20 protein-coding genes are annotated in these 22,482 nt (G+C 72.7%); 16 read left to right on the top strand and 4 right to left on the bottom strand.

Annotated features, from left to right (window positions below):
• Positions 1-223: 223 nt before the first annotated feature.
• The 9 genes from ACGRHY_RS08980 (at position 224) to ACGRHY_RS08940 (ending at position 10,444) form a co-directional block, all read left to right on the top strand.
• A complete protein-coding gene (locus ACGRHY_RS08980; RefSeq protein WP_394634861.1) occupies positions 224-1,021 on the top strand; it encodes an isoprenyl transferase in 798 nt (265 codons plus the stop codon).
• 298 nt (positions 1,022-1,319) lie between these two features.
• Complete coding sequence (gene phoH2 / locus ACGRHY_RS08975; protein ID WP_394634860.1) at positions 1,320-2,654, top strand: RNA 5'-3' helicase PhoH2; 1,335 nt, start codon at positions 1,320-1,322, stop codon at positions 2,652-2,654.
• Between the two features lie 389 nt (positions 2,655-3,043).
• Positions 3,044-3,742 carry an aggregation-promoting factor C-terminal-like domain-containing protein gene (locus tag ACGRHY_RS08970; protein ID WP_394634859.1) on the top strand — a complete coding sequence of 233 codons (699 nt, stop codon included), beginning with the start codon at positions 3,044-3,046 and terminating at the stop codon, positions 3,740-3,742.
• Between the two features lie 216 nt (positions 3,743-3,958).
• Positions 3,959-5,320 (top strand): AI-2E family transporter, encoded by a 1,362-nt coding sequence (locus tag ACGRHY_RS08965; RefSeq protein ID WP_394634858.1) that lies wholly within the window; start codon positions 3,959-3,961, stop codon positions 5,318-5,320.
• Between the two features lie 147 nt (positions 5,321-5,467).
• On the top strand, positions 5,468-6,421 hold the full coding sequence (locus ACGRHY_RS08960) for an SPFH domain-containing protein (protein ID WP_394634857.1): 954 nt from the start codon (positions 5,468-5,470) through the stop codon (positions 6,419-6,421).
• Positions 6,418-6,684, top strand: a complete 267-nt coding sequence (locus tag ACGRHY_RS08955; protein WP_394634856.1) for a type II toxin-antitoxin system antitoxin — start codon at positions 6,418-6,420, stop codon at positions 6,682-6,684. Before ACGRHY_RS08960 ends, ACGRHY_RS08955 begins: the two co-directional genes overlap by 4 nt.
• A gap of 120 nt (positions 6,685-6,804) precedes the next feature.
• A complete protein-coding gene (locus tag ACGRHY_RS08950; protein ID WP_394634855.1) occupies positions 6,805-7,329 on the top strand; it encodes a PadR family transcriptional regulator in 525 nt (174 codons plus the stop codon).
• Entirely contained in the window at positions 7,326-8,012 is a 687-nt protein-coding gene (locus ACGRHY_RS08945) for an ABC transporter ATP-binding protein (RefSeq protein WP_394634854.1), read from the top strand. Before ACGRHY_RS08950 ends, ACGRHY_RS08945 begins: the two co-directional genes overlap by 4 nt.
• Positions 8,009-10,444, top strand: coding sequence for an FtsX-like permease family protein (locus tag ACGRHY_RS08940; RefSeq protein WP_394634853.1), 2,436 nt, complete (start codon positions 8,009-8,011; stop codon positions 10,442-10,444). The genes ACGRHY_RS08945 and ACGRHY_RS08940 overlap by 4 nt, the downstream gene beginning before the upstream one ends.
• An 81-nt stretch (positions 10,445-10,525) precedes the next feature.
• Here ACGRHY_RS08940 and ACGRHY_RS08935 read toward each other — a convergent pair whose 3' ends face one another.
• Positions 10,526-11,194, bottom strand: coding sequence for a DUF1707 SHOCT-like domain-containing protein (locus ACGRHY_RS08935; RefSeq protein WP_394634852.1), 669 nt, complete (start codon positions 11,192-11,194; stop codon positions 10,526-10,528).
• Positions 11,195-11,385: 191 nt separating this feature from the next.
• On the opposite strand from ACGRHY_RS08935, the gene ACGRHY_RS08930 reads away from it, so the two are divergent.
• The 5 genes from ACGRHY_RS08930 to ACGRHY_RS08910 all read left to right on the top strand — a co-directional run bounded on the left by ACGRHY_RS08930 (position 11,386) and on the right by ACGRHY_RS08910 (position 18,297).
• Positions 11,386-13,092 (top strand): fumarate hydratase, encoded by a 1,707-nt coding sequence (locus ACGRHY_RS08930; protein WP_394634851.1) that lies wholly within the window; start codon positions 11,386-11,388, stop codon positions 13,090-13,092.
• Between the two features lie 28 nt (positions 13,093-13,120).
• The gene (locus ACGRHY_RS08925; RefSeq protein WP_394634850.1) at positions 13,121-14,527 is read left to right on the top strand and encodes a class II fumarate hydratase; all 1,407 of its coding nucleotides are present in this window, start codon (positions 13,121-13,123) and stop codon (positions 14,525-14,527) included.
• Between the two features lie 70 nt (positions 14,528-14,597).
• The gene (gene fomD / locus ACGRHY_RS08920; protein WP_394634849.1) at positions 14,598-15,281 is read left to right on the top strand and encodes a cytidylyl-2-hydroxypropylphosphonate hydrolase; all 684 of its coding nucleotides are present in this window, start codon (positions 14,598-14,600) and stop codon (positions 15,279-15,281) included.
• A gap of 176 nt (positions 15,282-15,457) precedes the next feature.
• Positions 15,458-16,135: a class I SAM-dependent methyltransferase gene (locus tag ACGRHY_RS08915; RefSeq protein ID WP_394634848.1), complete on the top strand. Its 678-nt coding sequence runs from the start codon at positions 15,458-15,460 to the stop codon at positions 16,133-16,135.
• Positions 16,136-16,182: 47 nt separating this feature from the next.
• A complete protein-coding gene (locus tag ACGRHY_RS08910; protein WP_394634847.1) occupies positions 16,183-18,297 on the top strand; it encodes a SpoIIE family protein phosphatase in 2,115 nt (704 codons plus the stop codon).
• A 115-nt stretch (positions 18,298-18,412) separates the two neighbouring features.
• Here ACGRHY_RS08910 and ACGRHY_RS08905 read toward each other — a convergent pair whose 3' ends face one another.
• Positions 18,413-18,985 (bottom strand): alkyl hydroperoxide reductase, encoded by a 573-nt coding sequence (locus tag ACGRHY_RS08905; RefSeq protein WP_394634846.1) that lies wholly within the window; start codon positions 18,983-18,985, stop codon positions 18,413-18,415.
• A 17-nt stretch (positions 18,986-19,002) separates the two neighbouring features.
• Positions 19,003-19,557, bottom strand: coding sequence for a peroxiredoxin (locus ACGRHY_RS08900; RefSeq protein ID WP_394634845.1), 555 nt, complete (start codon positions 19,555-19,557; stop codon positions 19,003-19,005).
• Between the two features lie 225 nt (positions 19,558-19,782).
• Between ACGRHY_RS08900 and ACGRHY_RS08895 the strand changes: the two genes are divergently transcribed.
• A complete protein-coding gene (locus tag ACGRHY_RS08895; RefSeq protein ID WP_394637972.1) occupies positions 19,783-20,712 on the top strand; it encodes a hydrogen peroxide-inducible genes activator in 930 nt (309 codons plus the stop codon).
• Between the two features lie 265 nt (positions 20,713-20,977).
• Positions 20,978-21,337 carry a WhiB family transcriptional regulator gene (locus tag ACGRHY_RS08890; RefSeq protein WP_394634844.1) on the top strand — a complete coding sequence of 120 codons (360 nt, stop codon included), beginning with the start codon at positions 20,978-20,980 and terminating at the stop codon, positions 21,335-21,337.
• 104 nt (positions 21,338-21,441) lie between these two features.
• Here the strand turns inward: ACGRHY_RS08890 and glpX are convergent, their stop codons facing one another.
• The gene (gene glpX / locus ACGRHY_RS08885) at positions 21,442-22,476 is read right to left on the bottom strand and encodes a class II fructose-bisphosphatase (RefSeq protein ID WP_394634843.1); all 1,035 of its coding nucleotides are present in this window, start codon (positions 22,474-22,476) and stop codon (positions 21,442-21,444) included.
• Between the last annotated feature and the right edge of the window lie 6 nt (positions 22,477-22,482).

Genomic DNA, 22,482 nt, shown 5'->3' with positions numbered 1-22,482 from the left:
CGCACGGCGGAGCAGTAAGGTGCTGAGGACCTGTCCGTCCGGTTCTTCGCGGCCCGCCCCGGCCGGGCGCGAACCGCGGCCTCCCCCACACCCCTCCCGGATCGCCCGGGCGGAAGCGCCTTGGCGGGGGAGAGGGGCAGCAGGAAGCCGCGGGCCGATCCGCGAGGACGCGACCGGACAGGACCTGGCGCTCGGGACCTGCATGGAGGGGCTGAACAAACCGATGCTGCAATCTTCCCGGGGACGCACCCGGTATCCCCGGTGGCTGCGCCGCCTGGTCTACAGGCTCTACGCCCACCGGGTGGAAGGGCGTCTCGACCACGAGCAGGTGCCCAAGCACATCGGCGTCATCCTCGACGGCAACCGCCGCTGGGCGCGCGCCTCCGGCGGCACGACCGAGCAGGGCCACCAGGCGGGGGCCGAGAAGATCCGCGAGATGCTGGGATGGTGCGCCGAGACGGACGTCGAGGTGGTCACCCTGTGGCTGCTGTCCACGGACAACCTCAGCCGGCCGGCCGAGGAGCTCAAACCGCTGCTGGGCATCATCGAGGACGCGGTGCGCGACCTGGCCTCGGACGGCCGCTGGCGGGTGCACCACGTCGGTACGCCGGACCTGCTGCCCGACCACACCCAGTGCGTGCTGAAGGAGGCGGAGGAGAGCACCCGGGGCAACCGGGGGATGCTCGTCAACGTCGCCGTCGGCTACGGCGGCCGGCAGGAGATCGTGGACGCGGTGCGCTCGCTGCTCGCGGACCGGGCCGCGCGGGGCGCGACCCTGAAGGAGCTCGCGGAGGACCTCGTCCCGGAGGACGTCGCCGAGCACCTGTACACGCGCGGGCAGCCCGACCCGGACCTGGTGATCCGCACCAGCGGCGAGCAGCGGCTGTCGGGCTTCATGCTCTGGCAGAGCGCCCACTCCGAGTACTACTTCTGCGACGTGTTCTGGCCCGCCTTCCGGAAGGTGGACTTCCTGCGAGCCCTGCGCGACTACGCGGCCCGCCACCGCCGCTACGGATCCTGACGGACGCGAGCCCGGCCGCGGCCGGTGTCCCCCCTTCCGGGGGACACCGGCCGTTCATCGCACCGTAGGCATATGCCGGGGCATGGCGGCGGCCCCGGCAGGGAATATCCCCTCCAGGCCGGCTCCCGGCGCAGGGAGACGGCCCCGGGAGGCCCCTTGCACACCACGGACGACCGTGCGGGCGGACGCACGCGAGGACGCGGAGGGCCGGCGCCCGGCCCGTGTACGGGACCGGAGCCCGGCCTCATCCCCCGCGACGCCGTCGCACCCGACCTCTTCCGAGGGGGTAGGTCCATCCGTGGTGACCAGCACCAAGCGCCGGGAAGACCGGCGCACCTACGTCATCGACACCAGCGTCCTGCTCGCCGACCCGGCGGCCGTGACCCGCTTCGACGAGCACGAGGTCGTGCTCCCGGTGGTCGTGGTCACGGAGTTGGAGGCCAAGCGCCACCATCCGGAGCTGGGCTACTTCGCCCGCCAGGCCCTCAGACGGCTGGACGAGTACCGCGTACTGCACGGGCGGCTGGACGCCCCGATCCCGATCGGCGAGCTGGGCGGCACGCTCAGGGTGGAGCTCAACCACTCGGATCCGGCCGTGCTGCCCTCCACCATGCGCGGCGACCACGGCAGGCCGCTCGACAACGACTCGCGCATCCTGGCGGTGGCCAGGAACCTCCAGGCCGAGGGATACGACGTCACGGTCGTCTCCAAGGACCTGCCGCTGCGCATCAAGGCGTCCTCCGTCGGCCTGCTGGCCGAGGAGTACCGGGCCGAGCTGGCCGTCACCGAGTCCGGCTGGACGGGTATGACGGAGCTGACCCTGGCGGCCGAGGACGTGGACGAAATGTTCGCAGCCGACAGCGTGTGCGTGCCCGAGGCAGCCGAACTGCCGGTGCACACCGGTCTGGTCCTGCAGTCCGAGCGGGGCAGGGCCCTGGGCAGGGTCACGCCCGAGGGGCGGATCAGGCTGGTGCGCGGGGACCGCGAGGCGTTCGGCGTCCACGGGCGCAGCGCCGAGCAGCGCGTCGCGCTGGACCTGCTGCTCGATCCGGAGATCGGCATCGTCTCGATGGGCGGCCGGGCCGGCACGGGCAAGTCCGCGCTGGCGCTGTGCGCCGGGCTGGAGGCCGTGCTGGAGAGGCGGCAGCACAGCAAGGTGATGGTGTTCCGGCCGCTGTACGCGGTCGGCGGCCAGGACCTGGGTTATCTGCCGGGCACCGCCGACGAGAAGATGAACCCCTGGGCGCAGGCGGTCTTCGACACCCTCTCGGCGGTGACGACACGCGAGGTGGTCGAGGAGATCACGGCGCGCGGCATGCTGGAGGTGCTGCCGCTCACGCACATCCGCGGCCGTTCCCTGCACGACGCCTTCGTGATCGTCGACGAGGCCCAGTCGCTGGAGCGGAACGTGCTGCTGACGGTCCTTTCGAGGATCGGGCAGGACTCACGGGTCGTCCTCACCCACGACGTCGCCCAGCGCGACAACCTGCGTGTGGGGCGGTACGACGGAGTGGCCGCGGTGGTCGAACGGCTCAAGGGCCACCCGCTCTTCGCGCACATCACCCTCACCCGGTCCGAGCGGTCACCGATCGCGGCACTGGTGACCGAGATGCTGGAGGACGGCCGGATCTGACCAGGTCTGCGAACGGCCCCGCACGGCGAAGCGAAGCAGCCTAGCCGTGCGGGGCTTTTCGCGCGCCCTTTTCCGTCCAACCGGTTCGCGAAACGGGATGTGAGCTTTCCCACGTGTCACAGAATTGCATCCACGGTTCCGTCTCCGGCAGTGTGTGGGTCCTGTCAGGCCCCGCATACGGCACACAGACACCGTCCGCACCACCCGGCGCGGACCCACAAGTCAAAAGCAGCGCGCCGTATGCCGCCCGAAGCACCACGCGGCCCTCCTCCTTGCGGGAAGGGCCCGACCGGGCCAGCGCCTCCCGTGGCCAGTACGTGGGAGGCCCGTGCCAGGGGCACGATTGCGCCCGCGAGGTCACCTGAGCGGGCAGTGCGGAAGGAAACCGTGTGACTCGGATCTCGGTCCGGGGGTTCGCAGTGGCGTCCGCCACCGCGGTCACCACCGTCGGCGCCGTCGTCGGTGTGGCCTCGGGCAGTGAGCAGGGAACGGCCGAACCGGTCGAGGCCACTGCCGCTGATGCGACGCTCCTCGCTGACATACCCGCAGGCCAGCAGGCCCAGACCGCTTCCCTCACACAGCAGGCGGACAACGCCGTGGCCGCCGCCGACGCCGCGGCGAGGAAGGCCGCCGAGGAGGCCGCCCGCAAGCAGGCGGCCAAGGACGCGCAGGCCAAGAGGGAAGCGGCGGAGAAGGCCGCCAAGGCGGCCGAGGAGGCGAAGAAGCGGGAGGAGGCCAGGCAGCAGGCCGCCAGTCGCTCCGCGGAGCGCACCGACTTCGCGGTGCAGAGCTCCTACACCGTCGCCGAGGTCAAGGCGATGGCCCAGCAGATCGTGGGCGGCGGCCAGTTCCAGTGCTTCTCCAGCATCGTCGAGCGCGAGAGCGGCTGGAACTACAAGGCCCAGAACCCCTCCTCGGGCGCGTACGGCCTCGTCCAGGCGCTGCCCGGTTCCAAGATGGCCTCGGCCGGAGCCGACTGGCAGACCAACCCGGCCACCCAGATCAAGTGGGGCCTGAACTACATGAACGACCGCTACGGCAGCCCCTGCGGCGCCTGGGAGTTCTGGCAGGCCAACCACTGGTACTGAGCCCTTGCGCCGAGCCGCCCCCCGCGGCCGCCCCGGCTCCCGCTTCAAACCCCCCGCCCACCGGCGGGGGGTTTGGCATGTCCGTGAAGGAGCAACCCTTTACCCCGATACGTCGTCCCCAGATGGGACGGGCCGATACGGCGGACACGCCGGATCGGGGCGGAACGGGCCATACTGGGTCCGGTCGAACAGAACAACGGGGGCGAAGGAAGCGGCATGTCGAGACTTCGGAGTCTTAAGGCGGGGGCGTCGCGTGCCGTCACCCGGCTTTCCGAGCGGCTGGCACGCGCCGAGGAGGACGGCGTCGACCGGCCGATACCGCCCGGGCCGCCGCCAAGCGATCCGGGCCCCGCCCCTCTCCAGCCGGAACCGCCCCCGCCCGCGACCATGGTGCCGTGGGGGGTGAGGGTGGCGGCCGAGGCCGGATGGAGGCTGCTGGTCCTGGCCGGGGTCATCTATGTCCTGATGAAGGTGATCAGCGCCATCAGCCTGCTCGTCCTGTCCTTCGCCGTCGGCCTGCTGTTCACCGCGCTGCTCCAGCCGACGGTCGCCCGGCTGCGGCGGCTGGGCGTGGGGCGCGGTCTGGCCACCGCGATCACCTTCGTCACGGGCCTGGCGATGCTGGGCCTGGTCGGCTGGTTCGTGGTCTGGCAGGTGATGGAGAGCCTCGACGACCTCACCCGGCAGGTCCAGGACGGCATCGAGGAGCTGAAGACCTGGCTGCTCAACAGCCCGTTCCACGTCACCGAGGCGCAGATCAACAACATCGCCGACAGTCTGAACGACTGGCTCGGCAGCAACAGCCAGGCGATCACCAGTGCCGGGCTGCAGGGCGTGACCGTCGTGGTGGAGTTCCTCTCCGGTGCGGTGCTGGCGCTGTTCGTGACGATCTTCCTGCTCTACGACGGCCGACAGGTGTGGCGGTGGACACTCAACTTCGTGCCCCGGGTGGCACGTGACGGCATGGCGAGCGCCGGGCCCAGGGCGTGGATGACGCTCACCGGCTATGTGCGCGGCACGGTGATCGTGGCCTTCATCGACGGGTTCTTCATCGGCGTCGGGATCTACTTCCTGGACGTCCCGATGGCCGTTCCGCTGGCCGTGTTCGTCTTCCTCTTCTCCTTCATCCCGATCGTCGGCGCCTTCGCCTCCGGAACGCTGGCCGTCATCGTCGCGTTCGTGGCCAACGGCGCGGTGTCCGCGCTGCTCGTCCTGGCGGTCGTGCTGGCCGTGCAGCAACTGGAGGGGCATGTGCTCCAGCCGTTCATCCTCGGCAAGATGGCGCGGGTGCACCCCCTGGGCGTGGTGCTGGCGGTGACCGGGGGCAGCCTGATCGCGGGCATCCCCGGCGCGGTGACGGCGGTGCCGCTGGTGGCGGTGCTCAAGTCCGTCGTCGTCTCCCTGAAGTCGTACGCGGCGGGCCATGCCGTGCCCGCCGGCGCCGCCGATCCGTCGTCGGCCGCGCCGCCGCCCGCCGTCGAGGCGCCCAGGTCGCCCAAGTCGTCCGGGAGCACGCCGCCCCCGGAGCCGGAGGAGGGCGGGGAGTCCGCCGGCCCGCCGCGGGGCGGGGAGCGGTAGACCGCCCCGAGCGCACGGTTTCCGTCCCGGGCCCCGCCGTACGGCGGGGCCCGGGTGTTTCCGCACCCCCCTTCCGCGAGGGTGCGGCGCCGCGATAAAGTGATATCACTTTGCTGGAGAACCGCTTCATGGAAACGGGGGACCGCCATGTCCGTTGAGACCGCGCAGGCCGCGCAGACCGCCAGAGATCTTCCCGAGATGCCCGCCCCGCAGGTGCGCGAGAGGCCCGCGCACTCCGTTCCCGGCGGACTCGCCCTGCTGCTGGGACTGCTGGGGCTGCTGGCCGGAGCCGGCGCCGTGGTGGGGGGAGCCAGGCTCGTCGAGGGTGGTACGGGCGGCGCCGGGGCGGCACTGATCGTCGCCGGGGTGCTGCTGGTGATCGGCTCGGTCTTCGCGATGGCCGGCCTCAACATGGTCGCGCCGGGTGAGGCCCGGGTCGTGCAGCTCTTCGGGCGCTACACCGGCACCATCCGCAAGGACGGCCTGCGCTGGGTGAACCCGCTGACCACCCGCAAGAAGGTCTCCACCCGGGTGCGCAACCACGAGACGGCGATCCTCAAGGTCAACGACGCCTACGGCAACCCGGTCGAGCTGGCGGCCGTCGTGGTCTGGCAGGTGGAGGACACGGCCCAGGCCACCTTCGAGGTGGACGACTTCGTGGAGTTCGTCTCCACCCAGACCGAGGCGGCCGTACGGCACATCGCCATCGAGTACCCCTACGACGCCTACGACGAGGACGGCCTGTCACTGCGCGGCAACGCCGAGGAGATCACCGAGAAGCTCGCCGTCGAGCTGACCGCCCGGGTGCGGGCGGCGGGCGTGCGGATCGTCGAGTCGCGCTTCACGCACCTGGCGTACGCCCCCGAGATCGCCGCCGCGATGCTCCAGCGACAGCAGGCGGGCGCGGTGGTCGCGGCGCGCCGGACCATCGTGGAGGGGGCCTGCGGCATGGTCGAGGACGCCGTGGAGCGGATCGCCTCCCAGGACTTCGTCGAACTGGACGAGGAGCGCAAGGCCGCCATGGTGAGCAATCTGCTGGTGGTGCTCTGCGGCGACCGCTCCCCGCAGCCGGTCCTCAACGCGGGGTCGCTCTACCAGTGAGCACCCGGCCGGAGGGGCCGCCGGAGGACGGCGGCCCCGAGCAGGAGCGGTCCCGGCGGCCCCGGCGCGAACGCCGGCAGATGCTGCTGCGGCTGGACCCCGCCGTCCACGACGCGCTCGCGAAGTGGGCGGCGGACGAGCTGCGCAGCACCAACGCCCAGGTCGACTACCTGCTGCGCAGGGCCCTGGCCGAAGCGGGGCGCATGCCCCGCGATGCCCGCCCCCATCCGCGCCGGGGCCGCCCGCCGCGCTCGCAGGAGTAGCCCGCGGCGCCCGTCCCCGCCCGTGCCGCGCCCGGACCCGGCACGGGCGGGGACGTGTGCGTCGCGCTTATACGCCATGCGTATACATGCGGTGTATACGCATGGCGTATAGTCATCGGCATGTCCATCGGCCACACCCTGCTGGGGCTCCTCGAAGCCGGGCCCCGCCACGGCTACGACCTCAAGCGCGCCTTCGACGAGCGCTTCGGCCACGACCGCCCGCTCCACTACGGGCAGGTCTACTCGACCATGTCCCGACTGCTGAAGAACGGCCTGGTGGAGGTCGAGGGCGTCGAGCCCGGGGAGGGCCCCGAACGCAAGCGCTACGCCATCACCGACGCCGGGATCACCGATGTCGCCGGATGGCTCGGCCGGCCCGAGAAGCCCGAGCCCTACCTCCGGTCCGCCCTCTACACCAAGGTCGTCCTCGCCCTGCTGACCGGGCGCGACGCGGGGGAGCTGCTGGACGTCCAGCGCTCCGAACACCTGCGCCTGATGAGGGAGCTGACACGGCGCAAGAGAAGCGGAGACCTGGCCGACCAGCTCATCTGCGACCACGCCCTGTTCCACCTCGAAGCCGATCTGCGCTGGCTGGAACTGACCGCCGCGCGCCTGGACCAACTCGCCCGGGAGGTACGCGGATGACCACCGCCGACCCGCTGCTGAGCGCCGCCGGACTGCGCAAGTCCTACGGCCCCACCCCCGCCCTGGCCGGGGCGGACTTCTCCGTCCGCCCCGGCGAGGTCGTCGCCGTGATGGGCCCCTCCGGCTCCGGCAAGTCCACCCTGCTGCACTGCCTGGCCGGGATCGTCCGGCCCGACTCCGGCGCCGTCCACTACCGGGGACGCGAGCTGTCGGCCATGTCCGACACCGAGCGCAGCGCCCTGCGCCGCTCGGAGTTCGGCTTCATCTTCCAGTTCGGCCGGCTCGTGCCCGAACTGACCTGCACCGAGAACGTCGCCCTGCCGCTGCGGCTGACCGGCATGGGGCGCAGGGAGGCCGAGAGGCGGGCCGCCGGGTGGCTGGAGCGGCTGGAGGTGGACGATGTGCGCCACCACCGCCCCGGCCAGGTCTCCGGCGGGCAGGGGCAGCGCGTCGCCGTCGCACGGGCCCTGGCCGCCGGGCCGCGCGTGGTCTTCGCCGACGAGCCGACCGGTGCGCTGGACTCCCTCAACGGCGAGCGGGTGATGCAGCTGCTGACCGACGCCGCGCGGGAGACCGGCGCGGCGGTCGTGCTGGTCACCCACGAGGCCCGGGTCGCCGCGTACTCCGACCGCGAGATCGTCGTCCGCGACGGCAGGGTGCGCGACGTGGCGGGCGCCCTGTGAGCGCGCTGGACTCCAGGGCGCCGCAGGCACCCCCCGTTCCGGGGCCCGACCCCGGGCCCGCACCGCCCACCGGCCCGTCGGGGGCGGCCCGCTGGGCTGCCGATCTGGCGATGGGCGCCCGCTTCGCGCTCGCCGGGGGCCGCGAGAGTTGGGTGCGCACCGTGCTCACGGCCGTCGGAGTCGGCCTCGGCGTCACCGTGCTGCTGGTCGCAGCCTCCGTGCCGAACATGCTGGGGGCCCGCGACGCACGCGGTGACGCCCGGGAGACCTTCGGCTTCGGGCAGGTCGAGCGCTCCGATCGCAGCGCCCTCTACACCTGGGGCGACACCGAGTTCCGGGGTGAGCACATCCGCGGCCGGTACATCGAGCCGGAGGGGAGCAGTCCGCCGGTCCCGCCGGGCGTGGGGCGGCTGCCCGGCCCCGGTGAGATGGCCGTCTCACCGGCGCTGGGTGAACTGCTCGCCTCCCCGGAGGGTGAACTCCTCAGGGAGCGGCTTCCCCAGTGGATCACCGGCACCATCGGTGACGAGGGCCTGCTCGGCCCGGGGGAGCTCACCTTCCTGGCGGGCAGCGACACTCTCTCCGAGTTCACGGACAGCGTGACGCGGATCGACCGGTTCGACGAGGTGGTCGAACCGGAGCCGCTTGACGCCGTACTGCTGCTGCTGGTGGTCGTCGTCTGCGCGGTGTTGTTGTTCCCGGTCTGGGTGTTCATCGCCACCTCGGTGCGCTTCGGCGGCGAACGCCGCGACCGCCGACTGGCCGCACTGCGCCTGGTCGGCGCCGACAGCCGGATGGTCCGGCGCATCGCGGCCGGCGAGTCGCTGGTCGGCGCGCTCCTCGGACTCGCCGTCGGCGCCGCGCTGTTCCTGCCGGTGCGCGGAATCATCGGACGGGCGGAGATCTTCGACATCAGTGTTTTCCCCGCCGACGTACGCCCCAGCACCACGCTGGCCGCACTGATCGTGGTGGTCGTCCCCGTCTCCGCCGTCGCCGTCGCCCTGCTCGCCCTGCGCGGGGTCGCCATCGAACCGCTCGGCGTCGTGCGCGACGCGGGCGTCCGCAGGCGCCGGCTGTGGTGGCGGCTGGTGCCGCCAGGGATCGGGCTGGCGCTGCTCCTGCCGATGGTCGGCGGGATCGACGCGGCGCGGGGGACGATCGACACCTACCGCATCGCCGCGGGCATCGTGCTGCTGCTGGCAGGCGTCACGGCGGTGCTGCCCTGGCTGGTCGAGTGGGTCGTCAACCGGGCGCGCGGTGGCCCCCTGTCCGTCCAGCTCGCCGTCCGCCGGCTCCAGCTCGACAGCGGCCCCGGCGCCCAGGCGGTCAGCGGCATCACCGTCGCGGTCGCCGGAGCCATCGCCGTCCAGATGCTGTTCGGCGGGGTCGAGGACGACTACACGCGCTCCACCGGCCACGACACCTCCCGCGCCGACCTCCAGGTCGTGCTGCGGGAGCTGCACGACGGCCGCCAGGCCGCCGAGCTGACCGAGCGGTTGCGGGACACCCGCGGGGTGGAACGGGTGCTGGGAACGATCGTCCTGAGGGCCTTCGCGAACGGGGCGGACCCCAACGGCCAAACCGCCTGGACGACGATCACCGTCGCCGACTGCGCCACCCTGGAGCAACTGGCACGCATCGCCTCCTGCGAGGACGGGGACGTCTTCGTCGTGCCGACGGCCATGGACGGGGCGGAGGAGTCCGGCGCGCGCCCCGGCGCGAACTTCGACCTCAACGTCCCCGTCTACTCGCGGGAGAAGGAGGAATACGAACGGGTGGGTGAGCCCCGCCCCTGGTCCGTCCCCAGCGACGCCCCTGTGGCCGGGCCCCGGGAGGATGCCATGGGCCGGTACACCGACGGTGTCCTGGCCACTCCCGCGGCGCTCGACGTCACCCGGGCGAGGGGCGTCCGGGCCGAGTTCTCCGTCAAGGCCGACCCCGCGGTGCCGGACGCGCGCGAGTACGTGCGCAACGTCATGGGGGCCGGCTCGCCCCAGACCCAGGTCATGACGCTGAGCGGCACCGACCAGTCGAACCGGTTCACCGCCATCCAGCGGGCGCTGTACGCGGGGGCGGTCGGAGTGATGCTGCTGATCGGCGCCAGCATGACCGTCTCCACCCTGGAGCAGTTGCGCGAGCGCGGGAAGCTGCTGTCGGTGCTGGTCGCCTTCGGCACCCGGCGCTCCACCCTGGGCTGGTCGGTGCTGTGGCAGACCGCGCTGCCCGTGGCGCTCGGGCTGGCGCTGTCGGTCGCCGGCGGGATCGGGCTGGGCGCGGTGCTGCTGAGACTGGTCTCCGCTCCGGTCGCCGTCCACTGGACGAGCCTGGGCGCCATGACGGGCATCGGGGCCGGGGTGGTGCTGCTGGTGACCTTCCTCAGCCTGCCGCCGCTGTGGCGGATGATGCGCCCGGACGGGCTGCGCACGGAGTGACCGCCCGCGCTCGGCGCCGGGCGTGAGCCCGGCGCCGGGCACCGCCGCGCGCACCGCCCGTCCGACGAACCGGAGGGGGCGTCAGCGGCGCAGGTCCCGCAGGCGCTTGCCGCGCTCCGCCTTCGCCTCGACACCGCCGAAGACCGCCGCGCCGCGCACCACGACCACCGGGGCGTCCGGATCCTCCGATTCCCTGGCCTCCACGTCGTAGCCGCCCATGATCCCGCTGCCCGAGCCGCGCAGGGTCACGTTCTCCGGGACCTTGATCTCGATGCCGCCGAAGACCGCCGTGGCGTTGACGACGAGTTCCCGCCGGTCGAAGAGCGCCTCGGTCAGATCGATCTCGACGCTGCCGAACAGCGCGAAGGCGTTGGTCCTCGCCCCCACCCGCCGGCGCCCCTTGCGCGAGGCCCCGCCGAAGACCGCGATCACGTTGTCGCCGTCCCCGCCGGCCGCCGGGCGGCCCGGGTGGGGAGCCGCCTCCCGTCCGGCCGGAAGGTCGCGGACCAGCGGCCGCAGCTCGCCCACCGTCCTGGCCCGGTACGCCGCGTCGATCCGCTCGGCGTGCTCGTCGGCGTCCAGCCGCCCCTCCGCGAGCGCCTCGCGCAGGATCTCCGCCACCCGGTCGCGGTCGGCGTCGGAGGCGCGTACGTCCGCCCCGGAGGCCGGGGGCGCGGCGGGGGGCCGTGCCGCGGGCTCCGCAGCGGACTGTTCCGCGGGCTGCTTGCGCAGGGAGGTCTTCTCGTCCACACCGCCACCCTAGCGAACGCGATACATCGCGACCAGTGCCGCGCCGGCCGGGGTCCGGCCGGGGGTTCGCAGGGGTTCGGCAGGATCCGGCAGGGGGTCCGGCCCGCAGGCTGAGCCGCACCTCACACCACCGCCACCCGTTCGGGGGCCATACCCTGTGAGGCGCCATCGTCGAGAGGAAGAGACCGTCCATGCCTGCCGACCCCCGCCCGTCCCACGCGGCCGCCTCCCGCCCGGCCTCCGGGGAGTTCGCCTACACCGAGCTCCTCCCCCTGGGCGAGGACACCACCCCCTACCGCCTGGTCACCGCCGAGGGCGTCAGCACCTTCGAGGCGGGCGGACGCACCTTCCTGAAGGTCGGGCCGGAGGCCCTGCGCAAGCTGGCGGCCGAGGCGATGCACGACATCTCCCACTATCTGCGCCCGGCCCACCTGGCCCAGCTCCGCCGCATCCTGGACGATCCCGAGGCGTCCCCCAACGACCGCTTCGTGGCGCTGGACCTGCTGAAGAACGCCAACATCGCCGCCGCGGGCGTCCTGCCGATGTGCCAGGACACCGGCACCGCGATCGTGACGGGCAAGCGCGGCCAGAACGTGCTGACCGAGGGCGACGACGAGAAGGCCCTGTCCGGGGGCGTCTTCGACGCCTACGACCAGCTCAACCTGCGCTACTCCCAGATGGCCCCGCTGACCATGTGGGAGGAGAGGAACACCGGCACCAACCTCCCGGCCCAGATCGAGCTGTACGCCACCGACGGCGACGCCTACAAGTTCCTGTTCATGGCCAAGGGCGGCGGCAGCGCCAACAAGTCCTTCCTCTACCAGGAGACCAAGGCCGTCCTGAACGAGGGCGCCATGATGCGCTTCCTGGAGGAGAGGATCCGCTCCCTGGGCACGGCCGCCTGCCCGCCGTACCACCTGGCGATCGTCGTCGGCGGCACCTCGGCCGAGTACGCGCTCAAGACCGCCAAGTACGCCTCCGCGCACTACCTGGACTCCCTGCCCACCGCCGGCTCCCCGGCCGGCCACGGCTTCCGCGACCTCCAGCTGGAGGAGAAGGTCTTCGAGCTCACCCAGAAACTGGGCATCGGCGCCCAGTTCGGCGGCAAGTACTTCTGCCACGACGTGCGCGTGGTCCGCCTGCCCCGCCACGGCGCCTCCTGCCCGGTGGCCATCGCCGTCTCCTGCTCCGCCGACCGCCAGGCCCTGGCGAAGATCACCGCCGAGGGCGTCTTCCTGGAGGAGCTGGAGAGGGACCCGGCGCGCTTCCTGCCCGACACCACCGACGCCGACCTCGACTCGGACGTGGTGAGGATCGACCTCAACCGGCCGATGGACGAGATCCGCGCCGAGCTGTCCGAGTACCCGGTCAAGACCCGGCTGTCCCTGAGCGGCCCGCTGGTCGTCGCCCGCGACATCGCCCACGCCAAGATCAAGGAGCGGCTGGACGCGGGCGAGGAGATGCCCGCCTACCTGCGCGACCACGCCGTGTACTACGCGGGGCCGGCCAAGACCCCGCGGGGTTACGCGTCGGGCTCCTTCGGCCCGACCACCGCCGGCCGCATGGACGCCTACGTCGAGCGGTTCCAGGCCGCGGGCGGCTCCTTCGTGATGCTGGCCAAGGGCAACCGCAGCAAGCAGGTCACCGACGCCTGCGCGAGGTACGGCGGCTTCTACCTCGGCTCCATCGGCGGCCCGGCCGCGCGCCTGGCCCAGGACTGCATCAGGAAGGTGGAGGTCCTGGAGTACGAGGAGCTGGGCATGGAGGCGGTCTGGCGGATCGAGGTCGAGGACTTCCCCGCCTTCGTCGTCGTCGACGACAAGGGCAACGACTTCTTCACCGACCCCGGCCCGGCCCAGCCCTTCGTCACCTCCATCCCGGTGCGCTCCGCGGACTGAGCGGCCCGTCCCGGTTAGATTCGTCCCCATGACCGGGACGAGCGACGACAAGCGGCAATACCGGATCGAGCACGACTCCATGGGCGAGGTGCGGGTGCCCGCCCACGCCAGGTGGCGGGCGCAGACGCAGCGCGCCGTGGAGAACTTCCCCCTGTCGGGTCGGCGCCTGGAACGCGCGCACATCCAGGCGCTGGCCCGGATCAAGGCCGCCGCGGCCCGGGTCAACGCCGAACTCGGCGTCCTGGACGAGGACCTGGCCCGGGCCCTCGAGGAGGCCGCGGAGGAGGTCGCCGAGGGGCGCTGGGACGACCACTTCCCCGTGGACGTCTTCCAGACCGGCTCCGGCACCTCCTCCAACATGAACATGAACGAGGTGCTGGCCACGCTCGCGAGCGAGCGGCTGGGCACGCCGGTGCACCCCAACGACCACGTCAACGCCAGCCAGTCCTCCAACGACGTCTTCCCCTCCTCCATCCACATCGCGGCCACCGCCGCCGTCACCGGGGACCTGATCCCCGCGCTGGAGCACCTGGAGCGTGCGCTGGAGCGCAAGGCGGAGGAGTTCGCCGGGGTCGTCAAGTCCGGCCGCACCCATCTGATGGACGCCACGCCCGTCACGCTCGGCCAGGAGTTCGGCGGTTACGCGGCGCAGGTGCGCTACGGGGCGGAGCGGCTGCGCGCCTCGCTGCCGCGCCTGGCCGAGCTGCCGCTGGGCGGCACCGCGGTGGGCACCGGCATCAACACCCCGCCGGGCTTCCCGGCGGCCGTCATCGCCGAGATCACCCGTGCCACCGGGCTGCCGCTGACCGAGGCCCGCGACCACTTCGAGGCCCAGGGCGCCCGGGACGCCCTGGTGGAGACATCCGGGCAGCTGCGCACCATCGCCGTGAGCCTGACCAAGATCTGCAACGATCTGCGCTGGATGTCCTCGGGTCCGCGCACCGGGCTGGCCGAGATCCGCCTGCCCGACCTCCAGCCCGGCTCCTCGATCATGCCCGGCAAGGTCAACCCGGTGGTCCCCGAGGCGGTCCTGATGGTCGCCGCGCAGGTCATGGGGAACGACGCCACGGTCGCGGTGGCCGGCGCGTCGGGCAACTTCGAGCTGAACGTCATGCTCCCCGTCATCGCCCGGAACCTGCTGGAGTCGGTCCGGCTGCTGGCGAACTCCTCCCGGCTGCTGGCCGACCGCACGGTCGACGGCATCGAGGCCGACGCCGAGCGGGCCCGCGAGTACGCCGAGTCCTCCCCGTCCGTGGTGACACCGCTCAACCGCTACATCGGCTACGAGGAGGCCGCGAAGGTCGCCAAGCGCGCCCTGGCCGAGCGCAGGACGATCCGCGAGGTCGTCCTGGAGGCCGGCTACGTCGAGCGCGGCCTGCTCACCCCGGACCAGCTCGACAGGGCCCTGGACGTGCTGCGCATGACCCGTCCCTGACCTGCGGCACGGGGCCGGGCCGGGGCGCGGATCCTGGGCCCGGCCCCCGGCGCGGGCCTAAGATCCGTGCATGACGGCGGACACGGCGGATCACACACGCGCGGCGGGCGGCACCCGCTGGCGGGCCGGCGAGCACATCCTGTGGCGGTACCGGGCCAACGGCGGCGACGCCCTGCACATCTGCCGCCCCGTGACGGTCGTCCGCGACACCCCCGGACTGCTCGCCGTGTGGATGGCGCCGGGGACCGCCTGCGTCAAGCCGGAGCTCGCCGACGGCACGCCCGTGCACCGCGAGCCGCTCGCCACCCGCTACACCAAGCCGCGCCGGACGGTGCGGTCGCGGTGGTTCGGCACCGGGGTCCTCAAGCTCGCGCGGGCCGGCGAGCCCTGGTCGGTGTGGCTGTTCTGGGACCGCGGCTGGCGGTTCAGGAACTGGTACGTCAACCTGGAGGAGCCCCTGTGCCGCTGGGCGGGCGGTGTGGACTCGGAGGACCACTTCCTGGACATCACCGTCCACCCCGACCGCACCTGGCAGTGGCGTGACGAGGACGAGTTCGAGCAGGCGCAGCGCGCCGGCCTGATGGACGCCGCCCAGGCCGAGCGCGTACGGGCCGCCGGCCGGCGCGCGGTGGAGGAGGTGCGCGTCTGGGGCAGCCCCTTCCGCGACGGATGGGAGGACTGGCGGCCCGATCCCGCCTGGCGGATCCCCCCGCTGCCGCGCGACTGGGACCGCGAACCCGTACGGATCGGATGAAAGGGCTGGTGGGGTGGCCGCGTGTCTCGCATGATGGCGGTGGGCGTTCCGCAGTTCCTTGCCGCGTCCCCGGGCGTCGAAAGTAGGATCACCCCCGGACTCGGCAGAACATCCACCACAGCGAACTCCCATTCTCCACAAGGGATTTGGCGCACCGCCGCGAGAGGAGCCCCAGCGTGAGCGACACGGAAGGCCACCAGGTGTACACGGGCTACGACAGAGCGGCGATCGACCGCGCCGGACAGGCCGAGGCGTTCGACGCGATCGGCGACCGCTACGACGACGTCTTCCCCCACAAGGAGGGGCAGCTGACCGCCGGCGCCTGGCTGGCGAAGGAGCTGCCCGCCGGATCGCGGGTGCTCGACATCGGCTGCGGCACCGGGGTCCCCACCGCCCGGCAGCTCGCCGACGCCGGGCACCGGGTCACCGGCATCGACATCTCACCCGGCATGGTCGAGCTGGCCCGGGCCAACGTCCCCGGCGCCGACTTCCGCCTGATGGACCTCGCCGACCTGGAGACCGCCGGTCTGGGGCCCTTCGACGGCGTCGCCGCCTTCTTCTCGCTGCTGATGCTGCCGCGCAAGGAGATCCCCGTCGCCCTGCGGATGCTGCACGGGCGGCTGCGCCCCGGCGGGCTGCTGGCACTCGGCATGGTCGAGGCGGACGTGGACGACTTCGCCATCCCGTTCCTGGGCCACACGATCCGGGTATCCGGTTACCTGCGGGAGGAGCTGCGGCAGGTGGTGTCCGACGCGGGCTTCGAGACCGAGGGGGAGGAGTCGTTCGCGTACGCGCCGGCCAGTACGGACGTCTCCCCCGAGATACAGGTCTTCCTCAACTGCCGACGTCCTTGAGTCCCCAAGCGCTGGGCCCGCCCGATGCACGGCGCGGCCCCGGACGGATGGAAACCCAACGCGTGACGGAGTACCCGATCCCCCGACAGTCCGCTGCCCGGCCGACGGGCGGCGGTGCTCGTACGGCCGCGCCCGTGCCGGAACGAACGGCCGGGCGCGCCGACGCCGCGCACGCCGCTCTTCCCGATCCCCGGGACGAGCCGGGCGCGTCGGATCTGGCGGCCGCCCCACCCAGGGACGCCACCGCCCCGCCGGAGGTGCCCGCACCGGCCGCCGGGCGCCGCCCGCGTACCGGCCACGCCCGGCCCGCGGGCGGCGACGAGCCCGCCGGCCGCAGCCGTCCCGCCGTGCCGGAGCCCGCCGACCGGGACGCCGGGCCGGTGGCGGCAGGGCATCCCGGCACGGAGGAGCCGGACGAGCGGGCCGAACAAGAGCGGCGCGGGGGCGACCGGCTGCGCTTCGTGGGAGCCGCCACCCGGCGGATCGCCCGCGGCGTCGATCTGGACGAGACCGTGCTCGGGCTGTGCCGGGCCAGCGTCCCGGCTTTCTCGGACGCGATCCTGGTCTACCTGCGCGATCCGCTGCCGGTGGGGGACGAGCGTCCCACCGGGCCCTTCCTCCTGCGGCTGCGCCGCACCGACCGGCTGCCCGACTACGCCGCCCCGGTGTCCGCCGACGCCGACCCCTCCGACACCGGGGAGTTCCCGCTGCCCCCGCTCACCGCCGTGCCGGAGGGCGCGGCGAGCGGGACGCCGGAGCTGATCGAGGTGCGCGGCGGCGGTCCGCTGGCCGAGGTGCTGCGAGGGGTGCGCCCGGTCTTCGGCGACGCGCCCACCGTCCGCGAGGCGCTGCCGGAGCTGCTCGGTCCCGCCCGGGAGATCCCGGCCGGGCGCCGGGCGATCCTCGCCCCGCTGCGGGGACGCCGCCGGGTCATCGGCGCGGCGGTGTTCCTGCGCCGCCTGGACCGGGCCGCCTTCGAGGGCGACGACCTGCTGGTGGCCGCGCAACTGGCCACGCACACCGCGCTGGGCGTGGACAAAACAGTGCTCTACGGGCGCGAGGCGTACATCGCCGACGAGCTCCAGCGCACCATGCTCCCCGACGAGCTGCCCCATCCCACCGGGGTGACGCTGGCCAGCCGCTACCTCCCGGCGGCCGAGACCGCGCGGGTGGGCGGCGACTGGTACGACGCGATACCGCTGCCCGGCGGCCGGGTGGCCCTGGTCGTCGGCGACGTCATGGGCCACTCCATGACCTCCGCGGCGATCATGGGTCAGCTGCGCACCACCGCCCAGACCCTGGCCGGGCTCGATCTGCCGCCGCAGGAGGTGCTGCACCACCTGGACGAGCAGGCCCAGCGCCTGGGCAGCGACCGGATGGCGACCTGCCTGTACGCCGTCTACGACCCCGTGGCCCACCGGATCGTGGTGGCCAACGCGGGGCACCCGCCGCCGGTGATGCTGCACCGCGACGGCCACGCCGAGGTGCTGCGCATCCCGGCCGGAGCGCCCATCGGGGTGGGGGGCGTGGACTTCGAGGCGGTGGAGCTGGACGCCCCGGCCGGGGCCACGCTGCTGCTCTACACCGACGGCCTGGTGGAGTCCCGCCACCGGGACGTGTGGACCGGCATCGAGCAGCTTCGCGAGAAGCTGACCGACACCGCCGGGCTGACCCGCCCCGACACCCCGCCGCCGCTGGAGCCTTTGTGCGACGAGGTGCTGGACATCCTCGGTCCGGGGGACCGGGACGACGACATCGCGCTGCTGGCGGCCCGCTTCGACGGCATCCCGCCCAGCGACGTGGCCTACTGGTACCTCGACCCGCGCGCCCAGACCGCGCGGCAGGCCCGCCGCCTGGCGCGGCGCGCGCTGGAGCGCTGGGAGCTGCAGGATCTGTCGGACTCCGTGGAGCTGCTGGTCAGCGAGGTGGTGACCAACGCCGTCCGCTACGCCGAGCGGCCCATCACGTTGCGGCTGCTGCGCACCGACACCCTGCGCTGCGAGGTCGGGGACGACGTGCCGCAACTGCCCAGGCTGCGGCAGGCCAGGGCGACGGACGAGGGCGGCCGGGGCCTGTACCTGGTCAACCGGCTGGCCCGGCGCTGGGGCGCGACGAGGCTGAGCACCGGCAAGGTGGTCTGGTTCGAGCTGCCCATGCCGTAGTGCGGCCGCGGGACGACCGGACGGGCCCGCACCACGAGTGGTGCGGGCCCGTCCGGTCGCGCGCCGGTCGTCCCGGTCGTCGGGGCCGTGTGTGCGGAGGGTTCCCGGCGGGCCGTCAGACCGCGGCGGCCGCGGCCTCCGGGGCGTCCACCCGCGCTCCGGCCAGCGTGGCCTCGGCTTCCAGCACCGTGCCGACGGCCTGGAGGACGGAGGCGATCTTGAAGGCCTCCTGGACCGTCTCGCGGTCCACACCGGCCTTGCGGAGCACCTGCTCGTGGGAGTCCAGGCACTGCCCGCAGCCGTTGATCGCGGAGACGGCCAGCGACCACAGCTCGAAGTCGGCCTTGTCCACGCCCGGGTTGCCGATGACGTTCATCCGCAGGCCCGCGCGCAGGGTGCCGTACTCCGGGTCCGACAGCAGGTGCCGGGTGCGGTAGAAGACGTTGTTCATCGCCATGACGGCCGCGGCGGCCTTGGCGGCGGTGTACGCCTCGGGAGAGAGGTTGGCCCTGGCCTCGGGCTCCAGCCCGGTGAGCACCTTCGGCGAGCGCGAGGCGATCGCGCAGGCCAGAACCGTGCCCCACAGCTGCTGCCGGGGCAGGTCGGAGTTCCCTATCACGGAGCCGAGGTTGAGCTTGAGGTCCTTGGCGTAGCCGGGCAGGGCCGACTTCAGGTCGTCGAGAGCCATGTCGTCCTCTCAGTCCCTCACTCGCCCGCGAGCAGCTTGACCGGGTCGAGGGTCTCCTCGCCCTTGGACCAGTTGCAGGGGCACAGCTCGTCGGTCTGCAGGGCGTCCAGGACCCGCAGGACCTCCTTGGGGTTACGGCCGACGGAGCCGGCGGTCACCATGGTGAACTGGATCTCGTTGTTCTGGTCGACGATGAAGACGGCGCGCTGGGCGTAGCCGTCCTCGCCCTCGACGCCGCAGGCCCGCATCAGCTCGTGCTTGGGGTCGGCCAGCATCGGGAAGGGCAGGTCACGCAGGTCGGCGTGGTCCTTGCGCCAGGCGTGGTGCACGAACTCCGAGTCGCCCGAGACACCGAGGATCTGGGTGTCGCGGTCGGCGAACTCGTCGTTCAGCTTGCCGAAGGCGGCGATCTCGGTCGGGCAGACGAAGGTGAAGTCCTTGGGCCAGAAGAAGACGACCTTCCACTTGCCCTCGTACGTCTTGTGGTTGATCTGCTCGAACGCCTTGTCGGCGTCGAGGTCCACACAGGCGGTCAGATCGAACTCGGGGAACTTGTCACCGACAGTGAGCACGCTCGCTCCTTGTTGCGTGGAAACGCCCCGTGACGGGGCTTTCCTGAGGGTTGGACGCGGTCCACACTGCCATAGCCGATATTGATCATAGAAATAGCTAGACTCACTGGCATTGATCGGAGGTGGTTATCAGTGACCCTGCCGGCGGACAGGCCGCGCCAGGAGTCCCGCAGGCGCTCCCGCCAGGGGACGACGACGCACGGCCGGCGCACCCGCCAGCCCACGCTGTCCCAGCTGCGGGCGTTCGCGGCCGTGGCGGACAACCTCCACTTCCGGGAGGCCGCCGCGGAGATCGGGATGAGCCAGCCGGCCCTCTCGGGTGCCGTCGCGGCGCTGGAGGAGTCGCTGGGCGTGAAGCTGCTGGAGCGTACGACGCGAAGAGTACTGCTCTCCCCGGCGGGTGAGCGTCTGGCGTCCAGAGCCCGGGCAGTGCTGGACGCGGTGGAGGAGCTGTTGGAGGAGGCGGAGGCGGCGCGCGCCCCCTTCACGGGCGCACTGCGACTGGGAGTGATCCCGACCTGTGCCCCCTACCTGCTGCCGACGGTCCTGAGGCTGGTTCACGATCGCTATCCGGCACTGGATCTGCAGGTGCACGAGGAGCAGACCGACTCGCTGCTCGACGGCCTGGTGGCCGGACGGCTCGACCTGCTGCTGCTCGCGGTGCCGCCCGGTGCGCCGCAGACCGCGGGCGCCGGCGGGGTGGAGACGGTGCCGCTGTTCGACGAGGACTTCGTGCTGGTGACCCCGGGCGGACACGAACTGGCCGGCCGGGACCGCCTGCCCCGCCAGACGCTGCGCGGTCTGGAGCTGCTGCTTCTGGACGAAGGGCACTGTCTGCGCCAGCAGGCCCTGGACGTGTGCCGGGAGGCCGGGCGGACCGACGGGGCGCCGGCCACCACGAGCGCGGCGGGGCTGTCCACCCTGGTCCAGCTCGTCGCGGGCGGGCTGGGCGTGACGCTGCTGCCGCGCACCTCGCTGCACGTGGAGACGGAGCGCAACGAACTGCTGGCGACCGCGTGCTTCGACGACCCCGCGCCCTCGCGGCGGATCGGTCTGGCGATGCGGGCGGGAGCGGCCCGGCGGGACGAGTTCGCGGTGCTCGCCAAGGATTTGCGGGAGGCAATGCGTCCGCTTCCGGTGCGCATCGTGGACTGACGGTGCGCCGGATCCGCGCGCCGGCCCGGCCCGCCGCACGTCACGCTGCGCACACGGCGGCCGCGCGCCCCGCCGGGCACCGCCGGACGGGTGCGCGGCGGGCCGTTCGGCCGTACGCCACCGTATGCATAAGCGTGCGCACAGTGGGTAGAGCCGATGCATCGTCTCTCGTACGGCCGCAGCGCGAACTGCCGTGCGCAGCAAGGCGGATCAGGGTGACTCAATCGGAAGATCGAACAGCCGTAGCCGTCGTCAGGAGTGGACCGTGCTGCAAACGCCGCATCAGTCTCCGCAGGCCGCCGTCGTCCCCGTCCAGCGCACCTCCTCGCGCGAGCAAACCGGACCGTGGCACTCCGAGGCGGTCTGCCGCAGGGACGAGGCCGGCCTGTTCTTCGCGCCCTCCAAGGAGCCCACGGCGGCCCGCCTTTCGCGCGAGCAGGCGGCCAAGCGGGTCTGCGCACGCTGCCCGGTGCTCGTCGAGTGCCGTGAGCACGCGCTGCTCCAGCCCGAACCGTACGGAGTGTGGGGCGGGTTGACCGCGGCCGAGCGCAGAGTGATGCTCGCCCGCCGCCGTCGCCGCGACGCCGACCTGGGGCAGCCGGCCCAGGTGTCCCGTATCGCCTGACCGCTCGCCGCCGCTCCTCCACCCGGCGCCGCCCCCGGTCCCGGTCCCGGTCCCGGTGCCGGCTCCGCCTTCCCGCCGGCCCCGGGACCTTTCGCGCCCGTACGTCAGCGGGCCCGGTCGAAGTCGATGGCGCTGTAGGCGCGCAGCTTCGACAGCTTGTGGGTGGAGTCGATCTGGCGGATGGTGCCGGACCTCGACCGCATCACCAGGGACTGGGTGGTGGCCGTCTCCGCGCGGTAGCGCACCCCCCGCAGCAGGTCGCCGTCGGTGATGCCGGTGGCGACGAAGAACACGTTGTCGCCGCTGACCAGGTCGTCGGTGGTCAGGACCCGGTCCAGGTCGTGGCCCGCGTCGAGCGTCTTGTGCCGCTCCTCGTCGTCCTTGGGCCACAGCCGGCCCTGGATCACACCGCCCAGGCACTTGATCGCGCAGGCTGCGATGATGCCCTCCGGCGTGCCGCCGATGCCCAGCAGCAGATCGACGCCCGTGCCCTCGCGGACGGTCATGATCGCGCCCGCCACGTCGCCGTCGGAGATGAACTTGATCCGGGCGCCGGACTCGCGGACCTCCTTGACGATGCCGTCGTGGCGCGGCCGGTCGAGGATGACGACGGTGACGTCCTCCGGTGCGCCGCCCTTGGCCTTGGCGACCCGGCGGATGTTGACCGCGGGCGGGGCGGTGATGTCGACGAACTCGGCCGCCTCCGGGCCGGTGGCGAGCTTGTCCATGTAGAACACGGCCGACGGGTCGAACATCGAGCCGCGCTCGGCCACGGCCAGCACCGACACCGCGTTGCCCATGCCCTTGGCGGTCAGTGTCGTGCCGTCCACCGGGTCCACGGCCACGTCGCACTCCGGGCCGGTCCCGTCGCCCACGCGCTCGCCGTTGTAGAGCATCGGGGCCTCGTCCTTCTCCCCCTCGCCGATGACGACGACGCCGTTCATCGAGACGGTGGAGACCAGGGTGCGCATCGCGCGGACGGCCGCTCCGTCCGCGCCGTTCTTGTCGCCGCGGCCGACCCAGCGGCCCGATGCCATGGCACCCGCCTCGGTCACGCGGACGAGTTCGAGGGCGAGGTTGCGGTCGGGTGCCTCGGGGCTTACTTCGAGCGGGGAGGGAAGGTGGTGGTGATCGGTCATCGTGAC

It is taken from the genome of Streptomyces shinuiensis (assembly GCF_043660855.1).
Lineage (GTDB): Bacteria > Actinomycetota > Actinomycetes > Streptomycetales > Streptomycetaceae > Streptomyces.
Note: the sequence above shows the minus strand (reverse complement) of the source record. Positions and strands in the feature narration are given on the sequence as shown.